Annotated in this window: 11 protein-coding genes; 6 read left to right on the forward strand and 5 right to left on the reverse strand. The window is 34.2% G+C overall.

What is annotated here, in order from left to right:
• Positions 1 to 4: 4 nt before the first annotated feature.
• The 4 genes from H8S37_RS09725 to rpmH form a co-directional block, all read right to left on the reverse strand.
• A complete protein-coding gene (locus H8S37_RS09725) occupies positions 5 to 1,309 on the reverse strand; it encodes a YidC/Oxa1 family membrane protein insertase (RefSeq protein ID WP_186875872.1) in 1,305 nt (434 codons plus the stop codon).
• Between the two features lie 12 nt (positions 1,310 to 1,321).
• Entirely contained in the window at positions 1,322 to 1,534 is a 213-nt protein-coding gene (gene yidD / locus H8S37_RS09730; protein ID WP_186875873.1) for a membrane protein insertion efficiency factor YidD, read from the reverse strand.
• Positions 1,535 to 1,564: 30 nt separating this feature from the next.
• Entirely contained in the window at positions 1,565 to 1,900 is a 336-nt protein-coding gene (gene rnpA / locus H8S37_RS09735; RefSeq protein ID WP_186875874.1) for a ribonuclease P protein component, read from the reverse strand.
• Between the two features lie 66 nt (positions 1,901 to 1,966).
• Positions 1,967 to 2,101: a 50S ribosomal protein L34 gene (gene rpmH, locus H8S37_RS09740; protein WP_186875875.1), complete on the reverse strand. Its 135-nt coding sequence runs from the start codon at positions 2,099 to 2,101 to the stop codon at positions 1,967 to 1,969.
• Positions 2,102 to 2,451: 350 nt separating this feature from the next.
• Between rpmH and dnaA the strand changes: the two genes are divergently transcribed.
• The 6 genes from dnaA (at position 2,452) to gyrA (ending at position 11,337) form a co-directional block, all read left to right on the forward strand.
• Complete coding sequence (dnaA, locus tag H8S37_RS09745; RefSeq protein ID WP_186875876.1) at positions 2,452 to 3,822, forward strand: chromosomal replication initiator protein DnaA; 1,371 nt, start codon at positions 2,452 to 2,454, stop codon at positions 3,820 to 3,822.
• 301 nt (positions 3,823 to 4,123) lie between these two features.
• The gene (gene dnaN, locus H8S37_RS09750; protein ID WP_186875877.1) at positions 4,124 to 5,233 is read left to right on the forward strand and encodes a DNA polymerase III subunit beta; all 1,110 of its coding nucleotides are present in this window, start codon (positions 4,124 to 4,126) and stop codon (positions 5,231 to 5,233) included.
• A gap of 37 nt (positions 5,234 to 5,270) precedes the next feature.
• Complete coding sequence (locus tag H8S37_RS09755) at positions 5,271 to 5,486, forward strand: RNA-binding S4 domain-containing protein (protein ID WP_186875878.1); 216 nt, start codon at positions 5,271 to 5,273, stop codon at positions 5,484 to 5,486.
• A 41-nt stretch (positions 5,487 to 5,527) separates the two neighbouring features.
• Positions 5,528 to 6,613 (forward strand): DNA replication/repair protein RecF, encoded by a 1,086-nt coding sequence (recF, locus tag H8S37_RS09760; protein WP_186875879.1) that lies wholly within the window; start codon positions 5,528 to 5,530, stop codon positions 6,611 to 6,613.
• 12 nt (positions 6,614 to 6,625) lie between these two features.
• Positions 6,626 to 8,563: a DNA topoisomerase (ATP-hydrolyzing) subunit B gene (gene gyrB, locus H8S37_RS09765; RefSeq protein ID WP_186875880.1), complete on the forward strand. Its 1,938-nt coding sequence runs from the start codon at positions 6,626 to 6,628 to the stop codon at positions 8,561 to 8,563.
• Positions 8,564 to 8,844: 281 nt separating this feature from the next.
• Positions 8,845 to 11,337 carry a DNA gyrase subunit A gene (gyrA, locus tag H8S37_RS09770; RefSeq protein WP_186875881.1) on the forward strand — a complete coding sequence of 831 codons (2,493 nt, stop codon included), beginning with the start codon at positions 8,845 to 8,847 and terminating at the stop codon, positions 11,335 to 11,337.
• Positions 11,338 to 11,457: 120 nt separating this feature from the next.
• Here the strand turns inward: gyrA and H8S37_RS09775 are convergent, their stop codons facing one another.
• Positions 11,458 to 12,933, reverse strand: coding sequence for an FGGY-family carbohydrate kinase (locus H8S37_RS09775; protein ID WP_186875882.1), 1,476 nt, complete (start codon positions 12,931 to 12,933; stop codon positions 11,458 to 11,460).
• Positions 12,934 to 13,136: the final 203 nt, after the last annotated feature.

Consider the following 13,136-nt stretch of genomic DNA (forward strand, 5'->3'; position numbering starts at 1 on the left):
ATAATTATTTATCACTATCTTCTTTTTTCGTTTTTTCTTTACTTACACTATTATTACTATTATATCTACTTACCAGGTTTGCCTTAGATGCAAGACTTCCGGGCTTCGCATTTTTCGTATATTCTGCTGCTTTTTTGAGCTTTTCTTCTTTTTCAGAATCAGAAACATTTGATTTTTTCTTAGCTGTAACATTTCTTGTATTCTGTGTTGCCATCTTGTTGATTTCTTTTGCAGAAGCTCCCTTTTTTTCGCGTTTTTTAGCCGCTTTTTTCTGATTTTCTTCGATCAGTTCTTCAACAGATTTTTTACTTAAATATTTATTGATTGCAAGCTGCTGTACACATCTTACCAAAGCACTTGCCGCCCAATAGAGACCTAATCCGGCAGGAAGAGTAAAACCAAACACAACTGAAATCAATGGCATTGTATAAATCATTGTTTTCATAGAACCTGCCATCGGATTATCTCCATTGTCCTGCATTGCCGGCTGAGGCTGTAATTTCACACTAATGAACTGTGTAAGACCTGCCATCAAAGGAATAATCACTGCCATAATAATTCCTATAATTGAAAAATCATGCAGTGCAGTCATTAACATATTAAAAGGTTGTTCCCCGATATTTATACCTAGAAAACTATTTAAATGCCCTACCTGGCTTACTGTATCATTTACGATTCCACTTAAAGAAGGCATTTTGTCAACCAATGTATCCCATGTGGAATCCTGGAATTTATATAATGCATTGACAATGGTATCCGCTTTTGTATAGTCATAGGATTTCGGGCTCATAAGTACCGGACTTGCCTCTCCTATTTTTTCCATAATTTTTTGGAAACCATCTGTTGCCATAATCTGATTTACCACAGGCATATAAACACTTTTTACACCTTCTACATACTTCGGTATATTAGAAACTACCGGATAAAGTGCAAACAGAATTGGCATCTGTATTAACATCGGAAGACATCCTCCTGTTGGAGATGTTCCGTATTTTTCATAAATAATCTGCATTTCTTCCTGTTGTTTCAACATGGAAGCCTGGTCTCTTTTTCCTGCATATTTTTTCTGAACTTTTCTTATATCAGGCTGCATAACAGCCGACATTTTAGACCATTTCTGCTGTTTAATTGTAAGAGGAATCATCAGTGTATAAATTATGACTGTAAAAATAATAATACAAATACCAATGTTCTGAATTCCAATTGCATCCATCACATTATAGATTCCATCCATCAGTTTACCTAACAGCCAGGCAATCTGTTTGATAATCGGCCAGTCTCCATAACCGGCAGCTAAAATTCCATACATCTTTTATCCTCCTTAAGGTACCGGGTCATACCCTCCTTTTGCAAATGGATTGCAGCGCAGTATTCTCCATACAGTCAATGCTCCTCCTTTGACTGCTCCATATTTTTCAATTGCTTCGATCCCATACTGTGAACAAGTTGGTGTATAAATACAGTGATATTGTCTTTTTAATCCGGATAAATACTTCTGATAAAACCGGATTAACGCGATTAAAATCCGTTTCATCTTCTACCGCACTCCTTTATGTTTGTCCAATCAGACATATATATCATGAAGCTTTCCAAGGTGGATCAGTGCACTCTCAATATCATAATACTTCTTTTCTTTTGCACTTACTCTGGCAATTATAACAATATCATATCCACTCTGGAAATGTTCTTCTGAAAGTCTGTAACTTTCTCTGATTAATCTTGTAAGATGATGTCTTACAACGCTGTTTCCTACTTTTTTGCTGACGGAAATTCCTAAACGGTTTATTCCAAGTTCATTTTTAAAAATATACATCACAAGATATTTATTTGCATAAGATTTTCCCTGCCTGTATACAATCTGAAAATCTTTATTTTTTTTTAGAGATTCGGAAAATTTCATTCATAACCTCATTCCATCTGCATTTGAAATTCGAATAAATAGAAGAAAAGGCCACATATATGCGGCCTACGCTGATAATTTTTTTCTTCCTTTTGCTCTTCTGGCAGCCAAAACTTTTCTTCCGCCTGCTGTACTCATTCTTGCTCTAAAACCATGTACTTTAGATCTTGATCTTTTCTTAGGCTGAAATGTCATTTTCATTATCCATACACCTCCCTTTACTTGATATACTTTATAATTAAAGTACAAACAATATTATCTCATTATACAAAAAGACACTGCTCTTAATTATAGAAAAAAACCAGCGATAAGTCAAGCAATTCGTGGCATTTTTTTATCCACATAATGTGAATAACTTGTGGATAACTATGAAATAATCTGTAGATAACTTTTATTTTTATTATAAACTTATCTTAATTCTCAATATCTTCTATGTTTATAAACTTATACACATGGATTTTCCGTTGCTTATACACCTTTTTTGATGTAAAATGTAATAGAGAGATTTTGCCTTTATGTCTCTCTATTATATTGATTAGGAGTTATTATCCATGAATATTGTAGAAGAAAATTGGGAGCAGATCCTAAATAAAATGAAATTAGAATATTGCTCCTCAAATATTTCATATAATACCTGGATTGCCCCGCTTACTGTATATGAGGTAACAGAAGATACTGTATACATACTGGTAAAGTTAAGAGCAAGCCTGGAACATATTGAGGAGAAGTACAGGCTTCCTTTCCGTGTATGCATCGGTGAAGTAACAGGAATCGAATATGAGGTTTCATTTGTCACAGAGGATCAGACTGTTATCAGGGAAAAGAAAAAATCAGCTGTTAAAAAACAAAAATCAAATGCTATATTTGAACAGGCAAATCTAAATCCAAAATATACATTTGATACCTTTGTTGTAGGAAGCAACAATAATTTTGCTCATGCTGCTTCTTTGGCAGTAGCAGAATCACCGGGTGAAATTTATAATCCTCTTTTTATATATGGAGGAGTCGGACTTGGCAAAACGCATTTGATGCATTCTATCGCCCATTTTATATTAGAAAATGATTCTTCTAAAAAAGTATTATATGTTACAAGTGAAACATTTACAAATGAACTCATTGATGCTCTAAAGGTCGGAAAAAATGGAAATGAACTTGCAATGACAACATTTCGTGAAAAATATAGAAATAATGACGTACTTTTAATTGACGATATTCAATTTATTATAGGAAAGGAAAGTACACAGGAAGAATTCTTCCATACTTTTAATCATCTTCATGTTTCAGGAAAACAGATTATCATTTCCAGCGACAAGCCGCCAAAAGATATTGAGACACTTGAGGCAAGACTCCGCACGCGGTTCGAATGGGGATTAATTGCAGACATTTCTTCTCCCGATTATGAAACCAGAATGGCTATTTTGAGAAAAAAAGAAGAATTAGATGGTCTGGAACGCTATCATATTCCCGATGAAGTCATGCAGTATATAGCAAATAATATAAAATCCAATATCCGGGAACTAGAGGGTTCATTAAACAAACTTATTGCTCTTGCTAATCTTGAAAACAGGGCAATCGATATACCTCTTGCAGCAGAAGCATTAAAGGATATCATTTCTCCTGATAGAAACCGTATTGTAACCCCGGAACTGATTATTGATATTGTGTCCGATCATTTTAATATTCCTGTTTCTGAATTAAAAGGGAAAAAACGTAATGCGGAAATTGTTCTTCCAAGACAAATCATCATGTATTTATGCCGTAAAATGACAGAAACACCATTAAAATCAATTGGAATTATACTTGGAGGAAGAGATCATGCTTCTATCAGCCATGGCGTAGACAAAATTGAAGCAGCACTTCAAAATGATGAAGCACTTAATAATACTGTAAATATTATAAAGAAAAAAATAAATCCAATATAGTGTAAAAGAAGTATATTTTTGTGAATAACTATGTAAAAAGTATGTGGATGAAGATGTAAATAACTATTTTAACCTCTTTTAGGTTTTTGTTATTCCCATTTTGTCCTGCTCTTGTACAACTAGTTTCTACACAGTTATCAAAATGGACAACCTCTTATTTTTTAAGGCTTTGAAGTACTTATTAACATATTCACAGTCCCTATTAAGAATAAGACGGAATTATTTTATATATTTCTATCTAAAAAGAAAGACAAAAATTTATTCCCCACAAATATATGGAAGTTGAAAGGAGTTACCTAACATGAAAATTGTTTGTACAAAATCTAATTTGGTAAAAGGAGTCGGTATCGTATCAAAAGCAGTTCCCTCTAAAACTACAATGCCTATTTTAGAATGTATATTGATAGATGCATCTGCTGAAGAAATTAAATTGACAGCAAATGATATGGAATTGGGAATTGAAACTAGAATTGAAGGAGAGATAATTGAAAGAGGAATTATTGCATTAAATGCAAAAATATTCTCAGAAATTGTACGAAAGCTTCCAGATAATGACGTTGTAATTGAAACCGAATCTGATAATCAGGCTTTAATTACATGTGAAAAAGCTAAATTTAATATTGCAGCACAATCGGGAGATGATTTTTCATACCTTCCTGTAATTGAAAAAGATGACTTTATTACAGTTACAGAATTTACTTTAAAGGAAGTAATTCGGCAGACAATTTTTTCTATTGCTGATAATGATACAAATAAAATGATGACTGGAGAGCTCTTTGAAATTGAAGAAAATATACTGAAAGTAGTTTCACTTGATGGACATAGAATTTCAATACGCAAGATTGAACTGAAGGATTCTTATGATTCTAAGAAAGTAATTGTTCCAGGAAAAACTTTGCAGGAAATCAGTAAAATTATCGGTGGAGAAGCTGAAGCTGAAGTGGATATTTCATTTACAAAGAATCATATTGTATTTGAATTTGATAAGACAGTTGTCGTATCACGTCTTATTGAAGGTGAGTATTTTAAGATCGATCAGATGCTTTCCAGTGATTATGAAACGAAAGTAAAAATAAATAAACGTGAATTATTAGATTGTATAGATCGTGCAACGCTTTTAATTAAAGAAGGTGATAAAAAGCCAATTATTATAGACATTCGAGATGATTCCATGGAGCTGAAAATAAAATCACAAATTGGTTCGATGGACGAAGAAATTTTTATTGCAAAAGAAGGAAAAGATTTATTGATAGGATTTAATCCTAAGTTTTTAATAGATGCGTTAAGAGTTATTGATGATGAGGAAGTTGAATTATACTTTATGAATGCAAAAGCACCATGTTTTATCAAAGATGAGGCACAAAGCTATATTTATTTGATTCTTCCGGTAAATTTCAGCGCAGTTGCATAGACAAAAGTAAAATAGGTCGGTCTGGAAAGGAAAAAAAGTGGAGATTATAAAATTACGCCAGCAAGATGAATTTATTAAACTGGGACAGGCTTTAAAAGCAGCGGGATTTGTAGAATCCGGTGTAGAGGCAAAAGAGGTAATACAGGATGGTCTTGTTACAGTAAACAAGGAAGTGGATGTAAGACGCGGCAGAAAACTTTATGATGGAGATGTTGTCGTTTTTAATTCCATGGAAATAAAAATTGAAAAATAGTGCGAAAAAGTGTAAAATAGGTAAGTGGTAATGGAGAAAGTATGGTAATCAAATCTTTAAAGCTTAAAAATTATAGGAACTATGATTTATTAGATTTGACCTTTGATCCAAAGACAAATATTTTGTATGGAGACAATGCGCAGGGAAAAACAAATATTTTGGAAGCGCTTTACCTGACAGGAACTACAAAATCCCACAGAGGCACAAAAGATAGAGATTTAATAAGATTTGGATGTGAAGAATCCCATCTTGAAACAATTGTAAACAAGAATGGAATTGACTTTCAAATAGACATGCATTTAAAAAAGAATAGTCCAAAAGGTATTGCTATTAATAAAATTCCTATCAGAAGGGCAAGTGAATTATTTGGGATTGTACATTTTGTATTTTTTTCTCCCGAAGATTTGAATATCATAAAAGATGGTCCGTCTGGAAGAAGAAGATTTATAGATTTAGAGCTGTCACAGCTTGACAAATTATATCTGAGCAACCTGTCTAATTATAATCGTATTATCAATCAAAGAAATTCCTTATTGAAAGAATTATATAAACAGGAAAATTTGATGGAAACTTTGGATATATGGGACTTGCAGTTAGTCGAATATGGAAACAAAGTGATGGAAAGGCGTGAAGAATTTATTTGTCAAGTAAATAAAATAATTTCTGATATTCATTTTAAATTAACAGGTGGAAAGGAAAAAATTTCTATTGTATACGAAAAGAGTATAGGAACACTTTCTCTTGAACAAGCACTGAAAAAAAATAGGGAAAGAGATATTCGAATGAAAAGTACTTCTGTTGGTCCACATAGAGATGATTTGTGCTTTATGGCAGAAAATTTAGATATTAGAAAGTTTGGCTCTCAGGGACAACAAAGAACGGCAGCTCTTTCTTTAAAGCTTTCAGAAATTGAACTGGTAAAAAAACTAATAAATGATACACCAATATTATTATTAGATGATGTTTTGTCTGAATTGGATAAACATAGGCAAAACTATTTATTGGACAGTATCCATAATATACAGACAGTAATTACTTGTACTGGATTAGACGAATTTGTGAATCATCGTTTTTCTATTAATAAAATATTCCATGTAAAAAATGGAAAAGTAGCGAAAGAAAATTAGGAGGTTTTTTAAATGGGTGCAACAAGTACGGAATTTGATGCTGAATATGGAGCAGACCAAATTCAGATATTGGAAGGATTGGAAGCGGTAAGAAAAAGACCGGGCATGTACATCGGAAGCACCTCTTTAAGAGGTCTCCATCATTTAGTATATGAGATTGTTGACAATGCAGTCGATGAAGCACTTGCCGGATACTGCGACACTATATTTGTCAGTATAAATAGAGATAATTCTATTACGGTAGTAGACAATGGTCGTGGTATTCCTGTAGGGATCAATCATAAGGCAGGACTTCCAGCAGTAGAAGTTGTATTTACAATTCTGCATGCGGGAGGAAAATTTGGCGGCGGCGGATATAAAGTGTCAGGAGGACTTCATGGAGTAGGCGCTTCTGTTGTAAATGCATTGTCTGAATGGCTGGAAGTAGAGATTTACCATGAGGGAAAGATATATAAACAACGTTATGAACGAGGAAAAGTTGCATTCAAATTAAAAATTGTAGGGGATTGTGATGCAGAAAAGACAGGAACAAAGGTAACATTTCTGCCAGATAAGGAAATATTTGAGGAGACAATTTTTGACTATGATACATTAAAGCAACGGTTTAGGGAAATGGCTTTTTTGACAAAGGGTTTGAAAATTATTTTAAGGGATGACAGAGAAGAAGAACCAAAGGAAAAGACATTTCATTATGAAGGCGGAATTAAAGAATTTGTCACATATCTAAACAGAAGTAAAACACCCTTGTATGAGCAGATTATTTACTGCGAGGGAATGAAAGATAATGTGTTTGTGGAAGTGGCAATGCAGCACAACGATTCTTATAGTGATAATACCTATGGATTTGTAAATAATATTACAACTCCTGAGGGTGGAACCCACGTCGTAGGATTTAGAAATGCCTTGACAAAGACATTTAATGATTATGCGAGAAAAAATAAGCTTTTAAAGGACAATGAACCAAATCTGTCAGGAGAAGACATAAGAGAGGGACTGACTGCAATTATCAGTGTTAAGATTGAAGATCCGCAGTTTGAAGGACAGACAAAACAAAAGCTTGGAAATAGTGAAGCCAGAGGAGCAGTTGATAATATTGTAAGCACACAGTTGGAAATATTCCTTGAGCAGAATCCAAATGTAGCAAAACTGACGGTTGAAAAATCTGTTATGGCACAGCGTGCGAGAGAAGCGGCAAGAAAAGCAAGAGATCTGACAAGAAGAAAATCTGCGTTGGAAGGAATGTCGCTTCCTGGAAAACTTGCAGATTGTTCAGATAAGGATCCCGTAAACTGTGAAATCTATATCGTAGAGGGAGATTCCGCGGGCGGCTCTGCTAAGACAGCAAGGGATCGTGCAACACAGGCAATTCTTCCATTGCGCGGAAAGATTTTGAATGTGGAGAAGGCACGTCTGGACAAAATTTATGCAAATGCAGAAATCAAAGCAATGATTACAGCATTTGGGACGGGTATCCATGAAGATTTTGATATTTCAAAATTAAGGTATCATAAGATTATTATTATGACGGATGCCGATGTAGATGGCGCTCACATCAGTACTTTATTATTAACCTTTTTATATCGGTTTATGCCTGATTTAATAAAAGAAGGATATGTATATCTGGCACAGCCGCCTCTCTATAAACTGGAAAAAAATAAAAAAGTCTGGTATGCCTACAGTGATGAGGAGTTAAATAATATTTTGACAGAAGTAGGAAGAGACGGGAATAATAAAATTCAGAGATATAAAGGTTTAGGAGAGATGGATGCAGAGCAGCTATGGGATACAACAATGGACCCAGAACATAGAATACTGCTTCGTGTAACAATGGATGAAGAAACATCTTCCGAACTTGATTTAACCTTTACCACCTTGATGGGAGATAAAGTAGAACCAAGAAGAGAATTCATCGAAGAAAACGCAAAATACGTTCAAAATTTGGATATATAGCACTTTACAGCGACTATCCAGAAAATTTATGCAGAGCAAAAATCAAATTCATTTGTATTTTTGTTATGTATAAATTTTATGAATTGGCATTGGAAATGCCAATTCAGCGATAAAATCGAAGATTTTAGAGCTGGGATAGGAAGCGGAAGCAGCCAAAATTAGCGATAAAATTAAAGATTTTAGAGCTGGGATAGGAAGCGGAAGCAACCGAAAGCTAGCTGTAAAATCAAAGATTTTAGAGCTGGATAGTATGCAAAAGTTAAGTAAAAAAGGAGAAAAAAATGGAAGATAATATTTTTGATAAGGTCCATGAAGTCGATTTAAAAAAGACAATGGAAACTTCTTATATCGACTATGCAATGAGCGTAATTGCTGCTCGTGCTCTTCCTGATGTTAGAGATGGATTAAAACCAGTACAGAGAAGAATTTTATATTCAATGATAGAATTGAATAATGGCCCAGATAAACCGCATCGTAAATGTGCGCGTATTGTCGGTGATACAATGGGTAAATATCATCCTCATGGAGATAGTTCTATCTATGGGGCATTGGTTAATCTTGCACAGGAATGGTCTACAAGATACCCTCTCGTAGACGGACATGGAAATTTTGGTTCTGTGGACGGAGACGGCGCTGCGGCAATGCGTTATACAGAAGCAAGGTTAAGCAAAATTTCTATGGAGATGACTGCGGACATTAACAAAGATACAGTAGATTTTGCTCCTAACTTTGATGAGACAGAGAAAGAACCGGTCGTACTTCCGGCTAGATTTCCAAATCTTCTTGTAAATGGGACATCTGGTATTGCGGTAGGTATGGCGACAAACATTCCTCCTCATAATTTAAGGGAAGTAATTGCGGCGGTTGTAAAGATTATTGATGACCAGATAGATGAGAATGGGGAAACTACAATTGAAGATATATTGAAAATTGTAAAAGGTCCTGATTTTCCGACAGGTGCAGAGATTCTAGGCACCAGAGGAATTGAAGAAGCATACCGTACCGGAAGAGGAAAGATAAGAGTACGTGCTGTTACAAATATTGAACCTATGCAAAATGGAAAGAACAGAATTATTGTGACAGAGCTTCCGTTTATGGTAAATAAAGCAAGACTGATTGAAAAAATTGCGGAACTTGTCAGAGACAAGAGAGTAGACGGAATTACTGATTTAAGTGATCAGTCCAGCCGTGAAGGTATGCGTATCTGTATTGAGCTTAGAAGAGATGTAAATCCGAATGTTATATTAAATCAATTATATAAACATACACAACTTCAGGATACATTTGGTGTTATTATGCTTGCGCTTGTAAATAATGAACCTAGGATTATGAATATCTTAGATATGCTGAAGCATTATTTGGAACATCAGGAAAATGTCGTTACCAGAAGAACTAAATATGAGTTAAATAAAGCAGAAGAAAGAGCTCATATTTTACAGGGATTGCTGATTGCTTTAGACCACATTGATGAAGTGATTAAAATTATCAGAGGGTCAAAAACAGTTCAGATTGCAAAAGAGGAATTGATCGCAAGATTTGAACTGACAGATGTACAGGCACAGGCAATCGTGGATATGCGTTTGCGTGCATTGACAGGTCTGGAACGTGAAAAGCTGGAAGCAGAATATGAAGAACTGATGAAACGTATTGGAGAGTTAAAAGAGATTCTTGCAGACAGAAAAGTTCTTCTAGGAGTAATCAGAAAAGAAATTTTAATCATTTCTGAAAAATATGGAGATGAGAGAAGAACACATATCGGATATGATGAATTTGATATTTCTATGGAAGATTTGATTCCAAGAGAAAATGTAGTGATTACTATGACAAAACTTGGATATATCAAAAGAATGACTATGGATACCTTTAAGAGCCAGAATCGTGGCGGAAAAGGAATTAAAGGTATGCAGACTTTGGATGATGATTATATCGAAGAGTTATTTATTACTACAAGTCATCATTATATCATGTTCTTTACAAATACAGGAAGAGTTTACAGACTAAAAGCATATGAGATACCGGAAGCAGGAAGAACGGCAAGAGGAACTGCAATTATTAACCTGCTTCAGCTTATGCCGGACGAAAAAATAACAGCAGTGATTCCTATCTATGAGTATGAGGATGGAAAATATCTGTTTATGGCGACAGAGAAAGGACTTGTAAAGAAAACACCTATAGGTGATTATGCAAATGTCAGAAAAACTGGTCTTGCTGCAATTACACTGCGTGAGGATGACAGACTGATTGAAGTAAAAGTAACAGATAATAAACAGGATATTATACTTGTAACGAAATATGGACAGTGTATCCGGTTTAATGAGCAGGATGTGCGCTCAACAGGAAGAACTTCTATGGGAGTGCGCGGAATGAATTTAAGTGATAATGATGTTGTTATCGGTATGCAAATGAGCAGCCAGGGAAATTATCTTTTGATTGTTTCTGAAAAGGGTATGGGCAAACGTACAGAGATGGATGAATTCACAAGACAAAACCGCGGTGGAAAAGGTGTAAAATGCTATAAAATTACTGAGAAAACAGGAAATGTAATTGGCATGAAGGCGGTTGATGAAGATAATGAGATTATGATAATAAATACAGAAGGAATTATCATAAGAATGAAGTGTTCTGATATTTCTGTATATGGAAGAATAACTTCAGGCGTGAAATTAATTAATTTACCAGAAAATGAAACTGTTGCAAGTACAGCTAAAGTAAGAAAAGCTTCTGCAGAAATTGATGGAGAACAGGTAGAAATTTCTGGAGAAGAAGAGGAATAATAAAATTTACAAAGAAATAAAACCTGGTACAATAATTATAAAATAATAAACTTTTGTATCAGGTTTTATTTATTATTATTTAATAGTATACTGTACTTATTCTGTTCGAAATGAAATAAGTTACTTATCAAGATATAGTTTTTTGTAAAATTTATTCATATGCATTCTCTTTTCTTTATAAACGAGGAGATTCTTTTTATCAGGATGATAGATAAGACTCTCTTCATTTTTTTTGACTAGATTAAGGGCAGATGGATAATCTTTTTGACATTTTAATGCAACCAATGCGTTAATCAGACCACCAAGAGAAGTTTGTTCAGGATTTTGACTTTTTATAAGTTTTTTTTGATATACATCTGCTTGTATCTGATTGAAAGATGAAAAATTAGTAAGTCCTCCACTGATATGTATTTTATCTGTATTTCCTACATAATTTTCCAGTACATCAATATTGTTAGCGGCTTCCATAGCAATAGATTCAAGTAAGGATCTTGACATATCCTGCTTGGTTGTCTTTAAAGTTAAATTTAAAAAGCAGCCGGCTGCCTTTGTATTCCAGTCAGGAGTTCCGCGCCCCTGAAAATAAGGGAGAGCAATACAACCATTTGCCCCAGGTACAGATTGAAGTATATCTTGATTGATAGAATCGTAATCTTTATCATTCGAATAAAATTGTTCTTTAAACCAGTCATAGAGTGAACAACAAGAAATAATACTGGACTCAAGTACATATTTTCCTTTTTCTGCATGAGCTCCGCATATTACATTATCTTCCAGATTTTCAGGTACTCTGTCGCTATATGCAAGAAGAAAAGCGCCAGTGCCTGTTGTTAATTCCATATCTCCCGTTTGAATGATCCCTAAACCAAGAGCAGCGCACTGCTGATCTCCTCCTGCACTTACAAGAGGGGTTCCCTGTCTGATTCCTGTTGCCTGAAAGAATTCTTTGGTAGTAGTTCCAAGAATTTCTCCGGGGGAGATTAAATCACATAATTTGCCCTTATCAATCTCAAAAAGTTTCAGCAATTCATCATCCCACTGACGGGTTCTGATATTCATCAGAGAAGAACGGCTGCCATACGTATGATCTGTTTTAAATTCTCCTGTCATTAATAGAGCGAGATAATCAGCAATAGTAAGAAGCTTATATGCTGCTTTATATATTTCCGGCTGGTTTCGTTTTATCCATGTCATTTTACTTCCTGAAAATACATCATTGACTCTTGCACCGGTCTTTTTGACAATCAGTTTTTCGGCATACTTTAATTCACTGCAAATAGAGGTATTTCTCTTGTCCATCCACATAATTGCAGGGGAGAGAGGATGCGTATATTTATCAATAGGAATAACAGAAGAACGTTGACTTGTAAGAGAAAGCCCATCTATTTTTTTATTGTTTGTATCAGCCCATTCTGCAAGATTTTTGCCAATCTTATAGAGAGAGGATTTCCAGTCATCTGGATTTTGTTCAGCAAACGTTTCATTGAGATAATGTACAGAATAACGAATTTGATGTATGTGAAGAATCTCTCCGGCTTCATTATACAAAATCCCTCTCATACTGGATGTTCCTACATCAATAACTGCTATGTTCATAATATGTATTCCTCCCAAACAGTTTACGCTAAATAAAAAAATGAAATTTTATATTTCCATATTTACAAATAAAACGTTCTATTAATTCATTATTAATTTATCATATTTGTTCATAAAAATTCAATGTTAATTGTATAGTGATATTAATTTTTGTGATTTAATAATATAAATAAGTATAAAAAATTGTGAATAATTTATAAAAA

The organism is Mediterraneibacter hominis (genome assembly GCF_014287475.1).
In the GTDB taxonomy this organism is placed as follows: domain Bacteria; phylum Bacillota; class Clostridia; order Lachnospirales; family Lachnospiraceae; genus Mediterraneibacter; species Mediterraneibacter hominis.